Here is a 19,944-nt window from a genome sequence, read left to right on the forward strand (position 1 = left end):
GCGCTGTCATGCGGCCCCAAGTTTCACGGACGCGAAGACCGTTCAAGCGATTCGTTAAACTGCCCACACGCAGCGAGCGCACTTCAGAGTGTCCTGATCTTTGCGCTTGTTGCACCTGGATGGTCCTTTATGCAATCGGTTGTGCTCCGTGATGAGTCTCAGCGCCCCTGGCGTGAGGATGCCCGTGTGATGGGCTTGGTGGGTGTGGCCCATGCCAGCTCTCATTTTTCCCACCTGCTTTTGCCGTTGATGTTTCCTGTTTTTGTGCAGGAATTCGGCTGGCGCTATGCCGAGCTGGGCATGCTGAGCTCTTTGTTTTTTGTCATATCGGGCCTGGGTCAGGCTGGGGCCGGTTTTGTGGTCGACCGGTGGGGCGCAAGACCGGTGTTGTTGACCTCCATGGCCCTTTACATCTTGGCTTGCTTGCAGGCTTATGCGGCGCAAAGCTACGCCGGGCTCATGGTGGTGGCCGTCTTGGCCGGTTTGGGCAATGCACCGTTTCATCCGGTCAATTTCACCATCTTGAACCAACGGGTATCCACACCCCGATTGGGCTATGCCTTCAGTGTGCATGGTGTATCGGGCAATTTGGGCTGGGCCTTGGCACCTGTGTTTTTCAGTGTGTGCGCAGCATGGTGGGGGTGGCGTCACGCCTTTTTGGCCGCGTCAGTGTTGTATGCCTTGATCTTGGTTCTGCTTCTCATCCATCGCCAACATCTGGTCACCATCCCTGCACCGGTCGCATCCAGCCCGTCGATGCGAGAGCGTGGATCTGGCCAGGGGAGTGCCTTGGCCATTTTGCGCATGCCCGTGGTTTGGTGGTGTTTTTTGTTTTTCCTGCTGTCCACAGTGACCTTGGCCGTGGTGCAAAACTTTGCCGTTCCTATCCTCAACGCCTTGCACGGCATCAGTTTGGAGCAGGCCTCTATGACCTTGACGGCCTACATGTTGTTGGGGGCCGTAGGCATTTTGATTGGCGGCTTTCTGGCCGCGCGATTTGCGCAGGTCACCGACCGCGTGGTGGCCCTGTGCATGGTCGCAGCGGCTTTGCTGATGGCCCTTTGTGCCAGTGGATGGCTGGGGCCGCAAGCCACCTTGTGGTTGTTGGCCTTGACCGGTTTTGCCGTGGGCATCGGCGGGCCTAGCCGGGACTTGATGATCAAAAAAGGCACGCCCAAGGAGGCCACGGGCCGTGTTTATGGTTTGGTCTATTCCGGTCTCGATGTGGGCTTTGCGTTGTCCCCGCTGGTTTTTGGACTCTTCATGGACCAAGGCTGGTACACCGCCACCTTGTTGGGGGCGGCGTTGGTCTTGTTCATCAGCGCAGGGGTGGCACTGGGTGTGGGTCAGCGATCTGTGCCGCATTGAACGATTACAGGTGTGACACCGTGTCATCTGGGCATTGGGCACAATGACCCCCATGAAAACCAAAATTGCTGGCCACCTGCTTGTTGAATGCCTTCTGGCCCAAGGCGTTACCCATGCATTCGGTGTTCCGGGTGAAAGTTACCTCGCCGTGCTGGACGGCTTTCACCTGCACCGAGAGCAGATCAAATTTGTCATTTGCCGCCAAGAAGGCGGAGCCGCCTTCATGGCCGAAGCCCAAGGCAAGCTCACCGGACGCCCTGGCATCTGTTTTGTCACCCGGGGGCCAGGTGCGACCAATGCCTCGATCGGGGTGCACACAGCGTTTCAAGACTCCACACCCATGGTGCTCTTTGTGGGGGATGTGGCCAGCGACACGCGTGACCGCGAAGCGTTCCAGGAAATGGACTACACCCACTTTTTCGGCCCCTCCACCAAAGGCATGGCCAAGCGGGTAGAGCGGGTCGATGACCCCGAGCGTTTGCCCGAATACGTGGCCCGTGCATTTGCCACCGCCATGAACGGCCGCCCAGGCCCCGTTGTGCTGGTGTTGCCCGAAGACATGTTGACCCAAGCCGTCAAGTCCGAAGCCCTGGGGCGTGTTGAACCCGTGCAATCGTGGTGCGATCCAGGCGCTTTGCGCACACTGCGCGACATGTTGCTGGCTTCGAGTCGGCCCTTGGTCATTGCGGGTGGCGGAGGGTGGACACCTCAAGCCGCGCAAGCCCTGCAACGCTTTACTGAAAACTGGCAACTGCCCGTCACCAACGCCTTTCGATTCCAAGATACCTTTGACAACCACCACGCGCAATACGCGGGTGACGTGGGCATTGGCATTGCCCCCGCACTGGCCGCCCGGGTGCGCGACGCCGATTTGATCATCGCGATTGGGCCGCGCCTGGGTGAAATGACCACTGGGGGCTACACCTTGCTCAAAGCCCCCAAAACACATCAAAAACTGGTGCACATCCACGCCAGCGCCGAAGAGCTTAACCGCGTCTACCAAGCCGATTTGGCGATTCACTCCACCATGAACGCTGCCGCCCGTGGCTTGGAAGTTTTGACCGCACCCAACGATGTGGCTTGGTCTGAGTGGACCCGTTTGGCCCACGATGGTTACCTGGACAACTTGCAACCCCAAACTTTGCCGGGCGACATTGACATGCCCGCCATTGTGGCCACGCTGCAAAAACACCTGCCTGCCGATGCGGTGCTGACCAATGGCGCTGGCAATTTCGCCAGTTGGATGCATCGTTTTTACAAGCACCATGGACTCGTCAAAGGGCACAAAACGCAACTGGCACCCACAGTCGGGGCCATGGGCTATGGCGTGCCAGCAGGCATCGCGGCCAATTTGTTGACCGGACGTTTGGCATTCACCATCGCGGGAGATGGTGACTTTCTCATGAACGGCCAGGAATTGGCCACGGCCGTGCAGCATGGTGGCAAAAGCATCATCGTTTTGTTGAACAACGGCATGTACGGCACCATTCGCATGCACCAAGAGCGCGAATACCCCGAGCACGTCACCGGCTCACAACTGCACAACCCCGACTTTGCTGCTTTGGCCCAGGCCTATGGCTATGTGGGCGTGCGCATCCACCAGACCGACGAGTTCGAGCCCGCTTTCTTGGCCGCCATGAGTTGCCCCCAAGGGACGCTGATTGAAATCATTCTCGACCCCGAGGTGATTACCACCCGTGGCACCTTGAGTGCCATCACACAAACGGCGCTGGCCAAACAGCAGCCAGCCTAAGCTGCCTCTGTGGGTCTGCCAAGGGCAGTCCCGTGTTTCAAAGCCAAAAAAAACCCGCCTGGGCGGGTTTTTTTGTGCTGCCCTTGAATTACTTCAAGTGCTTGCCAATCAAGCCTGCCATTTCGAACATGGTGACTTGGGCCTTGCCAAAGACGGCCTTGAGCTTGTCGTCTGCGTTGATGGCGCGGCGGTTGGTTGCATCTTGCAGGTTGTGCTTTTTGATGTAGACCCACATTTTGCTGACCACTTCGGTGCGTGGCAGAGGGGTTGATCCCACCACAGCTGCCAAAGCAGCACTCGGGGTCAAAGCCTTCATGAAGGCGGCGTTGGGCGTGCGCTTTGCAGCAGGTGCAGCCTTGGTGGCAGGTGCGGTTTTAGCAGCAGGGGCCTTGGCCGCTGCTTTTTTAGCAGGTGCAGCAGCTTTTGCAGCGGGTGCAGCTTTGGGGGCCGGTGCTGCTTTTTTTGCGGGTGCAGCTTTTGTGGCCGGGGTTTTTTTTGCAGTTGCCATGATGAAGTTCCTTTGATCGGAAATAAGTTCGCCGCTGAGAAACGATTTGTTTACAGCTTCCCGGATGCTACTGGAGAAAGACATGGTTTCCAATGGTAAAAATCAATTTTTCTATAGGGGTTGTTGCTGATTTCACCTGAAGTTGGGCTTTTCTTGATCTTGACAACTTGACGCAAGCTCGAACAGCCCAAAACACTCAGCAAGACTCACTTTCGAATCGGCTTTTGGGGGCATTGACCCCTTGCGCGTTCATACATTATTTTCACAATCCGATTGTTAAATTTCTTATTGTGAAATTTTATCCATCGGATTGAAGCAAAAATTTTTTGTATTGTTAAAATATTTTTTGCATAGAGAAATAAGTGATGTAAGTTGTTGAAATATAACAAATAAAAATATGTCTTCTATAAGACATAAGATGCTTCAAAGGTCTTCTATAAGAGTTAAGATTCAGGCAACGACGAAGCAGAATTCGCTGCCCACATCGCCCGATTTCAACTTGACTTCAGGAGTCCTTTCCATGCCAGCCAACCTCACCGAACAATTGAGCCGTGAACAGCAAATCGCCGCCCTCGAAAAAGACTGGGCGACCAACCCCCGTTGGAAGGGCGTCAAGCGCGGTTATTCCGCTGCCGACGTCGTGCGTCTGCGCGGCAGCATGCCCATCGAGCACACCCTGGCCAAGCGCGGTGCTGAAAAGCTGTGGGAAAAAGTCAACGGCGGCTCCAAAAAAGGCTACGTCAACGCTTTCGGTGCCATCAGCGCTGGTCAAGCCATGCAACAAGCCAAAGCAGGCCTCGAAGCCGTGTACCTGTCGGGCTGGCAAGTCGCCGCTGACGGCAACACCTCTGAAACCATGTACCCCGACCAGTCGTTGTATGCCTACGACTCGGTGCCCACCATGGTTCGCCGCATCAACAACACCTTCAAGCGCGCCGACGAAATCCAGTGGGGCCGTGGCATCAACCCCGGCGACAAAGAATTCATCGACTACTTCTTGCCCATCGTGGCCGACGCTGAAGCCGGTTTCGGCGGTGTGTTGAACGCCTTCGAACTGATGAAGAACATGATCGCCTCCGGCGCGGCTGGTGTGCACTTCGAAGACCAATTGGCTGCCGTCAAGAAATGCGGTCACATGGGCGGCAAAGTGTTGGTCCCCACACAAGAAGCTTGCGAAAAATTGATCTCTGCACGTTTCGCTGCTGACGTCATGGGCACCTCCACCATCGTGTTGGCCCGTACCGATGCTGAAGCGGCTAACTTGATCACGTCTGACCACGACGCCAACGACAAGCCCTTCTTGACCGGCGAGCGCACACAAGAAGGTTTCTACCGCGTCAAAAACGGTCTGGAGCAAGCCATCAGCCGCGGCGTGGCTTACGCACCTTATGCTGACTTGGTGTGGTGCGAAACTGGCGTGCCAGACATTGGCTTTGCCCGTGAATTCGCCCAAGCTGTGCACGCTGCTTGCCCAGGCAAGTTGTTGTCGTACAACTGCTCACCTTCTTTCAACTGGAAGAAGAACCTCAACGACAGCCAGATCGCTTCTTTCCAGGAAGACCTGTCGGCACTGGGCTACAAGTACCAGTTCATCACCTTGGCTGGTATCCACATCAACTGGTACAACACATTCCAGTTCGCCAACGCCTATGCCAACGGCGAAGGCATGAAGCACTACGTCAACATGGTGCAAGAGCCTGAGTTCGCTGCACGCGACAAGGGTTACACCTTCGTGTCGCACCAGCAAGAAGTGGGCGCAGGCTACTTCGACGACGTGACCACCGTGATCCAAGGCGGTTCGTCATCTGTGAAAGCCCTGACCGGTTCGACCGAAGAAGAGCAGTTCCACTGATCAGCTCCTGCCATTAACCTTGGGTGCCCTTCAATGGGTGCCTGGTGGGGTTGTAAAGCCATCTGAGGTGAGAGCCTTGGGTGGCTTTTTTTCATGAAGATTTGGTGGATTACATTTTTGCGATGTTCTGTGGAGTGGGATAATTATGAAATCATCAAAAAGCGTAAATTCATGAAAAACTACTTGCTTTCCAGCCTTGCCCTCACTCTGAGCTTGGCCGGTGTATCGAATGCCGCCGACGTTGCGGGTAAAAGCACTGAAGGTGTTCACAAAGCCGATGCTGCAACGATCGATGCACAGAATGCGGCTTTAAGCAACAACACCAATGGCAAAGGCTATGGTCCTCAGTCCCCTCGTGACTTGGCACAGGTCAAAGGTCAGAATACGGGCGTCTTCTTGCCAGCCCCGGCTTTCAGTCAGATGAACCTTTGCAATATCCATTTCCATGAAAATGCTGAACACAAGGGCGGAGAGTTCACAAAGTTTGCAGGTCATGGTGATGGTCATGGCTACGGCACGGGATACCGTTATTCAGGAAAGTTGAACGCTCGGGAAGCCAAGCCGCTGGAAGAGGAAGTCTGCGTTGGCAAACACGGCGGATTGCAAAGCGGCGATACGATCGAGTTGCACTATGTGTTCAGCACGGCACAGGTGAAGCCTGGCGCGACTTTAGGGGCTTGTTTGAACGAGGCTGTGGCGAACCCGCAACTTCGCGTTGAGGCGCAGGTTTTTGTCTTGGTGAACGACCAAAAAGCGGCTGATTTTCAACGTCTAACCGAGGTGGGGCAGGTCAATGGCTATCACCAACCATTGCATATGCCCAGCAAGACGGGCGTGCCTATCCGCTATGCGGGTTCAACCACGGGTCCCGCTTACAACGAAAAAGGCTCACCTTTGCAAGTCTCTTGGAGCGTCAGACCCAAAGTGCTGAAAGTCAATGTTGCTTCTGTCGGACAGTGGTGTAAAGCCAATGCTTTTGCCGAAGACCATGCTCACGGTGTACGGAATCTGGTGATTGATCCAAAGTTGCTTTCTCGCGTGAAATAAAGATCATGGGCCATCACATTGCTGTTGGCCTTGGTACTGCTTCTTTGACCGCTCATGGCCAGTTCAAACTCCCCCACTGTCGCGATAGTTGTCCGGTCTCTTGAAGAGACCAATGCAATCGACTGATATTTGACGCAATAGCTCCCTTCAGGGGGTTGAAAAAAAGCCACCCCTGCGAGAGCTGAGGGTGGCTTTTTACTTGGCAAAAGTTACAAATTCATGTGTTAAGCCCACAAGCGGGTGGCCATGGCCAATTCAAAAAGTACCGGCTGTTTCTTTCAGAATGACAAAAGCATCTTTGACCTCTGGCCAGTGGAATTTTCGGCCCTGAAAAAATAACTGGATCTTTGCCGGATCACTTGCGTGCACCGACCAAGGTGGGGTGCCGCGAAATGTTTTGTTTTCGTTGGCTTTGAGGCTTGCTGCGTGTTGAACGCCTGCACTGTCTTCCACACACAAGCTCACTTCTTCCAATGCCTCGATGTACACACTGAGGCCCGCTTTTTGGGGCTGATCAGTCGATAAAGTGATGGCGGGTTTTTGCGCATCACAACCACCAAAACCAAGGGCCTGCACCCTTGCAGTCACCGGTTGATCGGGCTCTGGCATGGCTTTGATTGGCGCAGGTGACGTGGTGGACGGCTCAGACATTGGTGCCTGTTCAAGCTGCGCTGGTGGCACCTGTGGTTCTGTTTTGCTCGTGGCCAGCGATAGGAGGTCGTTGGCCAATGCCTTGATTGAAAAATCAGTTTGTGTATAAAAAATTGCAAAGCAGCTTGACAAAACAAATGCTGAACCGATCGCAGGGATCAGGATATTTTTGCCATTTTTTTGAACAGGCAAACGAGGTCTTGCTGCAACAGAAGTTGATTTTCTGACGGAGTTTTCATGGTTTGTGCGGGATTCCACACTTTCTTGAACAGGCGATTCCAGCGATTGGGCCGTGTCCATGTTCATTTGAACAATGGGCGTGTTGGTCCACAGCGCCTGCGGGTCGGCGCCAAGAGCTTTGGCCACTTTGATGGCTGCAATTTCCTCAATGGCAGGGGAGTAAAACATGGACCGCTTGCCCGGCAGCACATCACCATATTCGAGCTGCAAGACTTGGGCTGTTGACAAATGAACATGTTGCGCCAAGTTAGAAACAGTGATGCCCTGAGATTCGCGCAATTGGCGAAGTTGTTCGCCCCGAATATGATTGGTGGTGGAAGTCATGGTCATGTTTTTAAAATAAAACAGCTGATCCGATCATCAGGAACCCGCAATATGATCAGATTCAAGTTCATCCTTTGTCAAGTCGATTATTTTTCAGTGCCGAACGGGTGAAAGCAAATTTTCTTGACTGATCCCGGGTCGTTGCTAGAAGGGACTGTTACGGCGCTGTCAACCTCATTCAGTGGCTTGTTGTCTTCCGGATGCAAAGAAACCTGCACGTCCATGGAGACTGGTGCGCACTCAGGTGATTGGACTGAAATTGAGTTTAAAAGTATCAAATGAAATTCTGGTACTATTTTAATAGAACTATTTAATGTGCTGCTTTCTTGTATCATCATATGTCTCATTCTAATTTTAAATGTTAACATGATGACATAAAAAAAGGTGACTGGTAGACACTTTTGACGGAAATTGATTTCAATATTTACATGTTTATTTGATAAAATGGATTATTTATTATATTTACGGATACTTATTAATTAAATTATATTGGATTTTTTTTGTATTTTTGTAAACTATGTATTGCTGTATTTAATAATATATGGCTATATTGAGATTTCATCAAATAAAAGGTATGATCTAAAGTAGGTTTTGATCAGAAGGCTTGAATTCCAAAGTTTTATTTTTTTGTTGAAAATATGTGTATTTTCTATGTATAAAAAACCACTTCAACCACGAGCCATCGCGACAGAAAAACGCTTTCTTGACGCTTTGAATGATCTGCTCAAAGAGAAATCATTGGGTCAGTTGAGTATTGATGAAATTGCAGACCATGCGCAATTGACGCGTGGGGCTTTCTTAAAACGTTTTGGTTCAAAAAAGCAAGCCCTCTTTGTGTTGTGGTCTTCTTATTGCAATCTGGCATCTGAGCAAATGGTGGCCATCGCGGCTTACATGCCCAAATTTGCATGCATTGAAGACGCCTGCATGCACATGTCCAAGACCTTGGAGAATATTCAGACGCTTGAATTTTCTGTCAACCGTGCAATGCACGAGGATTTTCAGGAAAACCTGCGGATTGACCCTCAGACTAAAAAAATATTTCTCGATTGTGTGGATCTGATGCGGCAAGCACAAAAACAATTCAATTTGGCCGGTGCGGCATCAGATGCAGGCGCTTTTGCTGCCGCCCAACTCTTGGTCACCATCAACTACAACTATGTCCTCAAAGCCATGCCAGCCTTGCCAGCGAACTCGCAAGCGCGTCACAAATTGATTGGTGACGTGGTGGCTTTGGCACTCAGGGCTTGAAATCCGAATGTCGAACCATGGGGACCGCGCTTGAAGATTCGTGTTTTTGAATTGGGTTTCATCCCGTTGATGCTTGGAGTTTGTTCGTGACGGGGGCAAGCTTGGGACGATCAAATCTTCAGTTCACCGCCCATCGCCCGAGGCAACTTCCGAAAAAACAAGCCCCAGTCAAAAAAATCCAGACCAGGGCCTGCCGAATTCCATCGGCCGTGATTCGGCTTGTTCAAGCGCTGACCATGCCTTGGTGACGCAGCAAAGCGTCCAGGCTGGGTTCGCGGCCCCGGAAGGCCTTGAACGATTCCAGCGCTGGGCGGCTGCCGCCCGCTTCCAAAATGGCTTGGCGGTACAAGCGGCCGGTTTCCACGCTGGGTGTGCCGTCATCGGCAGCGGTTTCTTCAAACGCTGCGTAGGCGTCTGCGCTCAGCACTTCGGCCCATTTGTAGCTGTAATAACCTGCCGCATAACCGCCTGCAAAGATGTGGCTGAAGGTGTGGGCCATGCGGTTGAAGGCGGGCGGGCGCATCACGGCCACTTCGTCGCGCACTTGTGCGAGAAGCGGCATGAAGTCTTGCGCCGGGTCGTGTTCGGAGTGCACCAGCATGTCGAACAATGAAAACTCGATTTGGCGCAAGGTTTGCAGGCCACTTTGGAAGTTTTTGGCGGCCAGCATCTTGTCGAACAGCGCACGCGGCAGGGGCTCGCCCGTTTCCACATGGGCGGTCATGTGGCGCAGCACCGACCATTCCCAGCAGAAGTTTTCCATGAACTGGCTGGGCAGCTCAACCGCGTCCCATTCCACACCGCTGATGCCCGAAACATCACGCTCGTTCACTTGCGTCAGCATGTGGTGCAGGCCGTGGCCAAATTCGTGGAAGAGGGTGATCACGTCGTCGTGCGTGAGCAAGGCGGGCTGACCGTTCACACCTTCGGCGAAGTTGCACACCAGGTGCGCCACAGGCGTTTGCAGCACGCCGGTGTCGGGGCGCTGCCAGCGGCCGCGCACGTCGTCCATCCACGCGCCGCCGCGCTTGCCCGCGCGGGCTGGGGGGTCCAGGTAGAACTGACCGACCAATTGGCCTTCGCGCTCGATGCGGTAAAAGCCGACGGCCGGGTGCCAGACGGGCGCTTGGTCGACACGGATGCTGACTTCGAACAGCGTCTCGATGATCTTGAACAGCCCGGCCAACACTTTGGGCGCGGTGAAGTACTGCTTGACCTCTTGTTCGCTGAAGCTGTAGCGGGCTTCTTTGAGCTTTTCGCTGAGGTAGGGCACGTCCCATGCGTTGAGTGGGCCGGTGATGCCCAGGGCGCTGGTGGCAAATTCACGCAGGTCGGCCAGGTCTTTTTCGGCAAAGGGGCGGGCTTTGGCCGCCAGGTCGCGCAAGAAGGTGGTGACTTTTTCGGGGGACTCGGCCATCTTGGGCACGACCGACACTTGGGCGTAGTTGTCAAAACCCAAGAGGCGGGCTTCTTCCTGGCGCAGTGCCAAGATTTCCTGCATCAAGGGGGTGTTGTCGAAGTGCTTGGCGTCGTCGGGGGCTTGGTCCGAAGCGCGGGTGACATAGGCTTTGTAGAGCTGCTCGCGCAGTGCGCCGCTGTCGGCGAACTGCATCACCGGCAAATACACCGGCATTTTCAGGCTCAGGCGGTGGCCTTCTTGGCCGTCCTTTTGTGCAGCATCACGGGTGGCTTGCACCACATCGGCAGGCACACCTTTGAGCTGGTCTTCGCTCACGTACAGGGCAAATTTGTCGGTCGCATCCAGCGTGTTTTCGCTGAACTTTTGCGTGATTTCGGCCAGCCGTTCCTGGATGGCGGCGTAGCGTTCTTTGGCCGAGCCTTGCAACTCGGCGCCGCCCAAGACAAAACCGCGCAGGGCGTTTTGGCGGGCTTGGGTTTGCTCGGTGTTGAGGTTGGCCGCGTCAATGGCTTTGTATTTGGCGTACAGGCGCTCGTCGCTGCCCAGGCGCGTCCAGAACTTTGTCACGCGGGGCAGGGCGGCGTTGTAGGCGGCACGCAGTTCGGGCGTGTCGGCCACGCTGTTGAGGTGACTGACCGCACCCCAGGCCATGCCCAGCCGCTCGGTGCTCACGTCAAGGGTCTGAGCGATGGCTTTCCAGTCGGAGGGAAAGTCGGCGGCGGTGACGGTGTCCAAGGCTTTTTCGGCGGCGGCCAGCAATTCGTCCAGCGCTGGGGCCACATGCTCGGGAGCAATGCGGTCAAACAAGGGCAGGCCAGAGGTGTCGAGCAAGGGGTTGGTCATGGGGCTTCCAAATAGCAGTTCAGTGGGTACTTTGTATCACTTGGAGGCGCGTTCGGCCGCTTCAAGGGTATTGACCAGCAGCATGGTGATGGTCATGGGGCCGACGCCCCCGGGCACGGGGGTGATGTGGCTGGCGACTTGTTTCACGCCTTCAAAGTCCACATCGCCGCACAGCTTGCCTTCGTCGTTGCGGTTCATGCCCACGTCCAGAACCACCGCGCCAGGCTTGACCATGTCGGCCGTGAGCACATTGCGCTTGCCCACGGCGGCCACGATCACGTCGGCTTGCAGGGTCAGGGCTTTGAGGTTTTGGGTGCGCGAGTGCGCCACCGTCACCGTGGCATCTTTTTGCAAAAGCATCAGCGCCATGGGCTTGCCCACAATGTTGCTGCGGCCAATGACCACGGCATGTTTGCCGCGCAGGTCGTAGCCAATGCTCTCGAGCATCTTCATGCAGCCGTAGGGTGTGCAGGGCCAAAAACCGGGCATGCCGGTCATCAAGGCCCCGGCGCTGGCGATGTGAAAGCCATCGACATCTTTGGCGGGGCTGATGGCTTCAATCACTTTTTGTGCGTCGATGTGCGGGGGCAGGGGCAGCTGCACCAAGATGCCGTGGATGGACGGGTCTTTGTTGAGCGCTTCTACGCGGGCCAGCAAATCGGCCTCGGTCAGGGTGGCTTCGTACTTTTCGAGCACCGAATGCAAGCCGCTGTCTTCGCAGGCTTTGACCTTGTTGCGCACATAGACCTGGCTGGCCGGGTTGTCACCCACCAGCACCACGGCCAAGCCGGGTGTCACACCTTGGGCTTTGAGGGCTTGGGCGCGGGCAGCGACTTCGGTGCGCAGTTGTTTGGACAGGGCGTTGCCGTCGATGAGGTGGGCGGTCATGTTTGAAAGTTCAAAAAAGTCAGAGAAAAAATGCAAAACGCCCGGCGGGTGCGGGCGTTGCTTGCGGGCGTAGATTGGCGGGCAGGGCGATCAGGCCTTGGGTGCGTTTTGCCCCAGCGCGATCTTGAGCAGGTCGGCCACGGTGTTGGCATTGAGCTTTTCCATGATGTTGGCGCGGTGGGCCTCCACCGTTTTGATGCTGATGCCCAGGTCGTCGGCGATCTGTTTGTTCAGGCGACCGGCAACGATGCGTTCAAGCACCTGCGCTTCGCGGCCTGTCAGCTTAGACAGGAGCGCGTCGCGGCTGGCCGCTTGCTGGTAATCGGCAAAAGAGTCACGGGCTTCGTCGAGCATGCGCTCAACCAGGCTCAGCAGCTCCTCTTCCTTGAAGGGTTTTTGGATGAAATCCATGGCCCCTTTTTTCATGGTGTTCACCGCCATGGGCACGTCGCCATGGCCTGTGATGAACACGATGGGCAGGGGCGAGCGGCGCTCAATCAAACGGTCTTGCAGTTCCAGGCCTGTCATGCCGCCCATGCGGATGTCGGCGATCAAGCAAGCCACTTCTCGGGGGTCGTATCGGCTGATGAAAGATTCTGCGCTGTCAAAACAACGCACCCGGTAGTCCTTGCCTTCGAGCAACCATTGCAAGGAATCGCGCACCGCTTCGTCATCGTCCACGACGTAAACAGTGCCTTTTTTTGGTATCAAACTCATTCATTTACCCCGGTGGGTTGTAGTGTGGTCAATGGGTTCAGACCGGTATCCAAAAGGAGAATCGACATCCTGTGACCTCGCCCGAATTGTAGAGGTTCTCGGAAGTGATCCGGCCCTGGTGGGATTCGATGATGCTTCGGCACAAATTCAGGCCAATGCCCATGCCTTCGACCTTGGTGGAGAAAAACGCCTCGTAGACCCGTTCGGTGTCCTCGGCGGGCAAGCCTTGCCCGGTGTCGGTGACCGAGAACTCCACGACAGACAGGTTGTCGACCTGTTTGGGCACGATGCGCAATTCCACATGACGCTGTCCGGCAGGACGGTTGGCGTTGTCAATCGATTCGGCCGCATTTTTCATGAGGTTGATCAGCACCTGCTCAATCAAAATAGGGTCTACCAAAAGTTGTGGCAACCGTGCAGCCACATAGTGCGACAGGCGAACGTGGCGTCTGCGCAGTTCGATTTCAGCCAATTCCAGCGACTCGTTGACCATGGCCGAGACATCCGAGAGGACGCGGTTGGGCTCGCTGCGTTTGACGAAACTGCGGATGCGCAAAATGATTTGTCCGGCACGCTGGGCCTGGTGGGCTGTTTTCTCCAGCGCCCACACCATGTCTTCCTCTTTGACTTGCTTGTTTTTGATGCGCGAAATCATGCCGCTGCAATAGTTGCTGATGGCGGTCAGGGGTTGGTTGAGCTCGTGGGCCACGCTCGACGCCATCTCGCCCATGGTGATCAGGCGGCTGGCGGTTTGGGCGCGTTCTGCTTGTTGTGCTGCTTGCTCTTCGGCTTGGCGGCGCGGCGTGATGTCGCTGGCAATCACCATTTGGGCCAGTCGTCCGTCGGCCCAGTTGATGTAGCGAGAGCGCACTTCCAGCCATTTGCCCAGTTCAGAGACAAAAATTTCGGCGTTTTCTGATTTGGCAATCGTCAAACTCTCCGTGGGCAGCCCGGCCATTTCATCCACATCGTCAGCGCGATCGACCTCCTCGCTGGAGCCGGCCTGTTGGACCAGCCGCAAATGGCCATCGGTGTTTTGGCCAAACCACAAACGGTAAAGTTTGTTGGCAAAGAGCAGTTCGGAACTGCCCAGCGGGGCCACAGAGACCGATGCGTCAAGCGCTTCCAGCACGATGGTGAAGCGTTCGTGCGAGCTGGCCAGTTGTTCCCGAATGCGGTTGGGCTCGGTGATGTCGGTCATCGAGGTCATCCAGCCGGTTTGCTTGCCACTGGCATCAATCAGGGGTGAGACATACATGCGTGCATCAAACAAGTGCCCATCTTTGCGTTTGACGCGCACCTGGAATCCCCCTGCAGAGTGCTGGCCGCTGATTTCTTCTTCCAGGCGTTTGGTCAGCAATTCCCTGTCTTGTTCGGGCCAGTAAGGGAAGGGCGCGACGGCCCCCACCAAGTCCGAATCGCTCCAGCCCGTCATTTGGCAGAACGCGGGGTTGACATAGGTGATGCGGCCGCGCAAGTCGAGGGCACGCATGCCGGTGAGCATGGAGTTTTCCATGGCGCGGCGGAAATTGGTTTCAGCAACCAAGGCTTTTTGGGCCTGCAAACGGCGTCGGGTGTGTCGCCAGTTGCCGATCAACATCCAGGCGGTCATCACGCTGAGCACACTGACCAACCAAAACAGGCCACTGCCCACCAGGCCTTGTGATGTGCGCCAGGCCTGAGCCCGCAAAATCAAGTCGTTGCCCACGGGGGAAACCGGCACTTCATAGTCGTTGTTGGGTTTTTCACTGCCCGGCAAGGCACTCCACAAAGCGATGCGCCCCGGTATGGTTTGACCGGCCAGCAAGCGGCCTTTGCCGTCTTGCAAGGCGACGGCATATTTGGCCAGCACCTCGGTGGGAATGCCGTAACGCAGCAAGCCTTCCATGGTGTATTCGGCCAGGATCACCCCGTTGAATCGCCCTTGGTCGTTGCTCAATGGGGTGTGCAACTGCAATACCGGAATCTGGGCGTCTTTGTCGGTTTCGGTGTCCAGCTGTCCGTAAATGGGCTGCATCAAATCGCGTGCCAAGCTGAAGTGACTTTCAGTCTCACCAATTTTGAGCACCGTTCCGGCCCGCATGTGTTGACTGGGTGCGATGCTGGAGACACTTTGGTTGGCCATGATGCGCCTGCGGTCATCGATCCAGGTCAGCGACAAAAACTCGGGGTATTGCAACACCAGTGCTTCGGCCCGCGACAAAAACTGGTCGGTGCGTATTTCCTTGTTCGAGACGTCACGCGCCAAACGCATGACCTGCTCTTGCCGCTCCAGCAGACGCAAGCGCAGCCGCTGCTGGGCGTACTCCACATCGCGTTTGATGGCCTCTTGCTCGCGCTCGATCTCTTCCACACGCAAGTACCAAAACGCACTGGCGATGGCGGCCAAAAACAACACCACCGCCGCCACGGGTGCCAAGTTGGCAAATCGGTCCTGCCGGTTGGGTGATTGGCTTTTCCACCATGATCGCCACCAGGCCCAAGGCCCAACTTTCGTGACCACCAACGCTGCTTTGTTCAATTCCATGATGTGGAGTTTAGGGGACAGGGGCCTGACTTTGGCTTTGAAAGGATTTCAAAATTGACCAGGCATTGGCATTTAATTTCACTATACAAAATCAATGTGCACTATTTGAAAAATTCAGAAATTTATGTGAAAATTCAGCCATCATTTGCCGATAACACCCACAGGAGACAAGCATGACAGCGGCCACACCACAACAACCGGGCGCAGACCTCGACGCCCAGGAAACCCGCGAATGGATGGACGCTCTGTCCGCCGTGATCGAAAAAGCAGGCCCTGAGCGTGCCCACTTTTTGCTCGAAGAGTTGCTCGAAGAAGCCCGACAGCACAGCATTGACATGCCGTTCTCGGCCAACACCGGCTATGTCAACACCATCGAGCCCACCCAAGAAGCCCGTTGCCCCGGCAACATCGAAATCGAAGAGCGCCTGCGTGCCTACATGCGCTGGAACGCCATGGCCATGGTCGTCAAGGCCAACCGCCACAACCCCGCTGACGGCGGCGATCTGGGCGGGCACATCGGCTCCTTCGCCTCGCTGGCGCACATGTTCGGCGCGGGTTTTAACCATTTCTGGCACGCCGAGAGCGAAAACCACGGCGGTGACTGCCTCTACATTCAGGGTCATGTGTCGCCCGGTGTGTATGCCCGCGCCTACCTCGAAGGCCGCCTGACCGAAGAGCAGTTGCTCAACTTCCGCCAGGAAGTGGACGGCAATGGCCTGTCGAGCTACCCACACCCCAAACTCATGCCCGAGTTCTGGCAGTTCCCCACCGTGTCGATGGGTTTGGGGCCTTTGATGGCCATCTACCAAGCCCGATTTTTGAAGTATTTGCACGCCCGTGGCATTGCCAACACAGAAAACCGCAAGGTCTGGGTGTTCTGCGGCGACGGCGAGATGGACGAGGTCGAATCCTTGGGCGCGATTGGCCTGGCCGCTCGTGAGAACCTGGACAACCTGATTTTTGTCGTCAACTGCAACTTGCAGCGTTTGGACGGCCCGGTGCGTGGCAACGGCAAGATCGTGCAAGAACTCGAAGGCGAATTCCGCGGCTCGGGTTGGAATGTCATCAAGCTGCTGTGGGGCAGCGAGTGGGACAGCCTGCTGGCCCGCGACAAGGACGGCGCCCTGCGCAAACTGATGATGGACACGCTGGACGGCGACTACCAAGCTTTCAAAGCCAATGATGGCGCTTATGTGCGCAAGCATTTCTTTGGCCGCGACCCGCGCACGCTGGAAATGGTGGCCCACCTGTCGGACAACGACATCTGGAACCTCAAGCGCGGTGGCCACGACCCGCAAAAGGTCTATGCCGCTTACCACGAGGCCGTGAACACCAAGGGCCAGCCCACCGTGCTGCTCATCAAGACCGTCAAAGGTTTTGGCATGGGCAAAGCGGGCGAGGGCAAGAACACCGTGCACCAGACCAAGAAGTTGACGGACGACGACATCAAGTACATGCGTGACCGCTTCAACATCCCGATCCCGGACAGCGAGTTGTCCAAGATCCCGTTTTACAAACCGGCCGACGACACGCCTGAAATGCGTTACCTGCACGAGCGTCGCCAAGCGTTGGGCGGCTACTTGCCACACCGCCGCACCAAGGCCGAAGAAAACTTCACCGTGCCTTCTTTGGAAACTTTCAAGGCCGTGATGGAGCCCACCGCCGAAGGCCGTGAAATCTCCACCACCCAAGCCTATGTGCGCTTCTTGACGCAACTGCTGCGCGACCAAGCCCTGGGCCCACGCGTGGTGCCGATTTTGGTGGACGAGGCCCGCACTTTCGGCATGGAAGGCCTGTTCCGCCAAATTGGCATTTACAACCCTGCAGGCCAGCAGTACACCCCGGTCGACAAAGACCAGGTCATGTACTACAAGGAAGACAAGGCCGGTCAGATCCTGCAAGAAGGCATCAACGAAGCTGGCGGTATGTCGAGCTGGATTGCAGCTGCCACCAGCTACTCCACCAGCAACCGCATCATGGTGCCGTTCTATGTTTATTACTCGATGTTCGGCTTCCAGCGCATTGGCGACCTGGCCTGGGCAGCGGGCGACATGCAAGCGCGCGGCTTTTTGCTGGGCGGCACATCGGGCCGCACCACGCTCAACGGCGAAGGCTTGCAGCACGAAGACGGTCACAGCCACATCATGGCCAACACCATCCCCAACTGCGTGTCTTATGACCCCACCTTCGCCCACGAAGTCGGTGTCATCCTGCACCATGGCCTCAAGCGCATGGTCGAGAAGCAAGACAACGTCTTTTATTACCTGACGTTGCTGAACGAAAACTACGCCATGCCCGGCCTCACACCCGGCACCGAAGAGCAGATCATCAAGGGCATGTATTTGTGCAAGCCGGGTGCCGCCGGAGAAAAGCGCGTGCAACTGCTGGGTTCGGGAACCATCTTGCGGGAATCGATTGCCGCGCAAACCCTGCTGGCCACCGACTGGGGCATTCAGGCCGACGTGTGGAGCTGCCCAAGCTTCAACGAACTGACCCGCGACGGCCAAGACGCCGAGCGCCACAATATGCTGCACCCGCTTGAAACACCGCGTGTGTCCTTTGTGGGCCAACAACTGGCGGCACACAGCGGCCCCGTGGTCGCATCGACCGACTACATGAAGGCCTATGCCGAGCAGATCCGTCCTTTCATTCCAAAGGATCGCACCTACAAAGTGCTGGGCACCGACGGTTTTGGCCGCTCCGATTTCCGCAGCAAGCTGCGCGAGCACTTCGAGGTCAACCGCCACTACATCGTGGTCGCCGCGCTCAAGGCGCTGAGCGAAGAGGGCAAAGTGCCGGTCGCGCAAGTGGCCGAAGCCATCCAAAAATACGGCATCAAAACCGACAAGATCAACCCCTTGTACGCATAAAAACTGGAGACGAACATGGCATTGGTAGAAGTTCAAGTCCCGGACATCGGGGATTTCGATGAAGTGACCGTCATTGAGTTGATGGTCAAAGTGGGCGACACCGTCAAAGCCGAGCAGTCGCTGATCACCGTGGAGTCTGACAAGGCCTCGATGGAGATCCCGTCGAGCACTGCAGGCGTTGTGAAAGAAATGCGCGTGGCGCTGGGCGACAAGGTCAAGCAAGGCTCCATCGTGTTGGTGGTGGAAGCCGCTGGTGCAGCTGCAGCCCCAGCTGCTGCGTCTGCCGCGCCTGCTGCTGCCGTGGTTGCACCCGCGCCCGCCACCGCTCCGGTGGCTGCTGCGCCAGTCGCTGCAGCATCCGGCCCGGTTGAAGTGCATGTGCCTGACATTGGCGACTTCAAAGACGTGGTCGTGATCGAAGTCATGGTCAAGCCCGGCGACAACATCAAGGTCGAGCAGTCGCTGATCACCGTCGAATCCGACAAGGCCTCGATGGAAATCCCGTCATCGCACGCAGGCGTGCTCCAAGAGATCAAAGTCAAAGTGGGCGACAAGGTCAACATTGGCGACCTGCTGGCTGTGTTGACGGGCACGGTCGCTGCGGTAGCGCCCGTGGCAGCTTCTGTTGCTGCAGCCGTGGCAGCACCTGTGGCCGTGGCATCGGCTCCGGCGGCTGCGCCAACACCCGTGGCTGCGGCAGTGGCTGCGGTGGCAGCGCCTGCCCACGCCCCCGGCGGCACCACGCTGGGCTTGCCCCACGCGTCACCATCGGTGCGCAAGTTCGCTCGCGAGCTGGGTGTGCCGCTCGCAGAAGTCAAAGGCTCGGGCCTCAAAGGCCGGATCACCGAGGCCGATGTGCAAGCCTTCACCCAGGCCGTCATGTCGGGCGCTGCCCAAACCAAGGCGCAAGCGGCCAAAGCCCCTGCAGCCTCGGGCGGTGACGGCGCAGCTTTGGGCCTGATCCCTTGGCCCAAGGTGGACTTTGCCAAGTTCGGCCCCATCGAGCGCAAAGAGATGGGTCGCATCAAGAAGATCAGCGGTGCCAACCTGCTGCGCAACGCCATCATGATCCCGGCCGTCACCAACCACGACGATGCCGACATCACGGACCTCGAAGCCTTCCGCGTCTCGACCAACAAAGAGAATGAAAAGTCGGGCGTCAAAGTCACGATGCTGGCCTTCTTGATCAAGGCTTGTGTGGCCGCGCTCAAGAAATACCCAGAGTTCAACAGCTCGCTCGACGGCGATGCGCTGGTTTACAAAAACTACTGGCACATTGGCTTTGCCGCTGACACGCCCAATGGTTTGATGGTGCCCGTCATTCGCGATTGCGACAAAAAAGGCGTGCTGCAAATCAGCCAAGAAATGGGCGAGTTGGCCAAGAAGGCGAGAGATGGCAAACTCAGCCCCGCCGAAATGAGCGGCGCAACTTTCACCATCTCCAGCCTCGGCGGCATCGGTGGCAAGTACTTCACGCCCATCATCAACGCGCCCGAAGTGGCCATCTTGGGTGTGTGCAAGAGCACCATGGAACCCGTGTGGGACGGCAAGCAGTTTGTGCCCCGCCTGATGCTGCCCCTGTCTTTGACATGGGACCACCGCGTCATCGACGGCGCCGCAGCGGCACGCTTCAACGCGTTCCTGGGTCAAATCCTCAGCGACTTCCGTCGCGTGTTGCTCTAAGG

Annotated in this window: 13 protein-coding genes; 7 read left to right on the top strand and 6 right to left on the bottom strand. The window is 56.3% G+C overall.

Features of this window, described 5'->3' with window-relative positions:
* Positions 1 to 129 precede the first annotated feature (129 nt).
* Positions 130 to 1,368 (top strand): MFS transporter, encoded by a 1,239-nt coding sequence (locus B9Z48_RS07000; RefSeq protein ID WP_233261039.1) that lies wholly within the window; start codon positions 130 to 132, stop codon positions 1,366 to 1,368.
* A gap of 52 nt (positions 1,369 to 1,420) precedes the next feature.
* A complete protein-coding gene (locus B9Z48_RS07005) occupies positions 1,421 to 3,121 on the top strand; it encodes a thiamine pyrophosphate-binding protein (RefSeq protein ID WP_089958126.1) in 1,701 nt (566 codons plus the stop codon).
* 88 nt (positions 3,122 to 3,209) lie between these two features.
* Here the strand turns inward: B9Z48_RS07005 and B9Z48_RS07010 are convergent, their stop codons facing one another.
* On the bottom strand, positions 3,210 to 3,629 hold the full coding sequence (locus B9Z48_RS07010) for an SWIB/MDM2 domain-containing protein (RefSeq protein ID WP_089958121.1): 420 nt from the start codon (positions 3,627 to 3,629) through the stop codon (positions 3,210 to 3,212).
* A gap of 520 nt (positions 3,630 to 4,149) precedes the next feature.
* Here B9Z48_RS07010 and aceA point away from each other — a divergent pair.
* Positions 4,150 to 5,481, top strand: a complete 1,332-nt coding sequence (gene aceA, locus B9Z48_RS07015; protein ID WP_108377597.1) for an isocitrate lyase — start codon at positions 4,150 to 4,152, stop codon at positions 5,479 to 5,481.
* A 93-nt stretch (positions 5,482 to 5,574) separates the two neighbouring features.
* Positions 5,575 to 6,528, top strand: a complete 954-nt coding sequence (locus B9Z48_RS07020; protein ID WP_228769248.1) for a delta-class carbonic anhydrase — start codon at positions 5,575 to 5,577, stop codon at positions 6,526 to 6,528.
* 255 nt (positions 6,529 to 6,783) lie between these two features.
* Here B9Z48_RS07020 and B9Z48_RS07025 read toward each other — a convergent pair whose 3' ends face one another.
* Positions 6,784 to 7,743, bottom strand: a complete 960-nt coding sequence (locus B9Z48_RS07025; RefSeq protein ID WP_146186246.1) for a helix-turn-helix domain-containing protein — start codon at positions 7,741 to 7,743, stop codon at positions 6,784 to 6,786.
* Between the two features lie 651 nt (positions 7,744 to 8,394).
* On the opposite strand from B9Z48_RS07025, the gene B9Z48_RS07030 reads away from it, so the two are divergent.
* Entirely contained in the window at positions 8,395 to 8,994 is a 600-nt protein-coding gene (locus B9Z48_RS07030) for a TetR/AcrR family transcriptional regulator (protein WP_108377598.1), read from the top strand.
* 223 nt (positions 8,995 to 9,217) lie between these two features.
* On the opposite strand, the gene B9Z48_RS07035 is transcribed toward B9Z48_RS07030, so the two are convergent.
* From B9Z48_RS07035 to B9Z48_RS07050, 4 genes are all read right to left on the bottom strand, one after another.
* Positions 9,218 to 11,257, bottom strand: coding sequence for a M3 family metallopeptidase (locus B9Z48_RS07035; RefSeq protein WP_108377599.1), 2,040 nt, complete (start codon positions 11,255 to 11,257; stop codon positions 9,218 to 9,220).
* A gap of 36 nt (positions 11,258 to 11,293) precedes the next feature.
* Positions 11,294 to 12,145, bottom strand: a complete 852-nt coding sequence (gene folD, locus B9Z48_RS07040; protein WP_108377600.1) for a bifunctional methylenetetrahydrofolate dehydrogenase/methenyltetrahydrofolate cyclohydrolase FolD — start codon at positions 12,143 to 12,145, stop codon at positions 11,294 to 11,296.
* A gap of 90 nt (positions 12,146 to 12,235) precedes the next feature.
* Positions 12,236 to 12,862: a response regulator transcription factor gene (locus B9Z48_RS07045; RefSeq protein ID WP_089958046.1), complete on the bottom strand. Its 627-nt coding sequence runs from the start codon at positions 12,860 to 12,862 to the stop codon at positions 12,236 to 12,238.
* Between the two features lie 37 nt (positions 12,863 to 12,899).
* Positions 12,900 to 15,389 carry a PAS domain-containing sensor histidine kinase gene (locus tag B9Z48_RS07050; RefSeq protein ID WP_089958043.1) on the bottom strand — a complete coding sequence of 830 codons (2,490 nt, stop codon included), beginning with the start codon at positions 15,387 to 15,389 and terminating at the stop codon, positions 12,900 to 12,902.
* A gap of 173 nt (positions 15,390 to 15,562) precedes the next feature.
* On the opposite strand from B9Z48_RS07050, the gene aceE reads away from it, so the two are divergent.
* The gene (gene aceE, locus B9Z48_RS07055) at positions 15,563 to 18,259 is read left to right on the top strand and encodes a pyruvate dehydrogenase (acetyl-transferring), homodimeric type (RefSeq protein ID WP_108377601.1); all 2,697 of its coding nucleotides are present in this window, start codon (positions 15,563 to 15,565) and stop codon (positions 18,257 to 18,259) included.
* 15 nt (positions 18,260 to 18,274) lie between these two features.
* The gene (aceF, locus tag B9Z48_RS07060; RefSeq protein WP_108377602.1) at positions 18,275 to 19,942 is read left to right on the top strand and encodes a dihydrolipoyllysine-residue acetyltransferase; all 1,668 of its coding nucleotides are present in this window, start codon (positions 18,275 to 18,277) and stop codon (positions 19,940 to 19,942) included.
* Positions 19,943 to 19,944: the final 2 nt, after the last annotated feature.

Source organism: Limnohabitans sp. WS1, from assembly GCF_003063265.1.
Classification (GTDB): Bacteria; Pseudomonadota; Gammaproteobacteria; order Burkholderiales; family Burkholderiaceae_C; genus Limnohabitans_A.

Coding starts and splice junctions, on each gene's coding strand:
- B9Z48_RS07000 (WP_233261039.1), top strand. CDS start 130: ATGCAATCGGTTGTGCTCCGTGATGAGTCTCAGCGCCCCTGGCGTGAG.
- B9Z48_RS07005 (WP_089958126.1), top strand. CDS start 1,421: ATGAAAACCAAAATTGCTGGCCACCTGCTTGTTGAATGCCTTCTGGCC.
- B9Z48_RS07010 (WP_089958121.1), bottom strand. CDS start 3,629: ATGGCAACTGCAAAAAAAACCCCGGCCACAAAAGCTGCACCCGCAAAA.
- aceA (WP_108377597.1), top strand. CDS start 4,150: ATGCCAGCCAACCTCACCGAACAATTGAGCCGTGAACAGCAAATCGCC.
- B9Z48_RS07020 (WP_228769248.1), top strand. CDS start 5,575: ATGAAGATTTGGTGGATTACATTTTTGCGATGTTCTGTGGAGTGGGAT.
- B9Z48_RS07025 (WP_146186246.1), bottom strand. CDS start 7,743: ATGACTTCCACCACCAATCATATTCGGGGCGAACAACTTCGCCAATTG.
- B9Z48_RS07030 (WP_108377598.1), top strand. CDS start 8,395: ATGTATAAAAAACCACTTCAACCACGAGCCATCGCGACAGAAAAACGC.
- B9Z48_RS07035 (WP_108377599.1), bottom strand. CDS start 11,257: ATGACCAACCCCTTGCTCGACACCTCTGGCCTGCCCTTGTTTGACCGC.
- folD (WP_108377600.1), bottom strand. CDS start 12,145: ATGACCGCCCACCTCATCGACGGCAACGCCCTGTCCAAACAACTGCGC.
- B9Z48_RS07045 (WP_089958046.1), bottom strand. CDS start 12,862: ATGAGTTTGATACCAAAAAAAGGCACTGTTTACGTCGTGGACGATGAC.
- B9Z48_RS07050 (WP_089958043.1), bottom strand. CDS start 15,389: ATGGAATTGAACAAAGCAGCGTTGGTGGTCACGAAAGTTGGGCCTTGG.
- aceE (WP_108377601.1), top strand. CDS start 15,563: ATGACAGCGGCCACACCACAACAACCGGGCGCAGACCTCGACGCCCAG.
- aceF (WP_108377602.1), top strand. CDS start 18,275: ATGGCATTGGTAGAAGTTCAAGTCCCGGACATCGGGGATTTCGATGAA.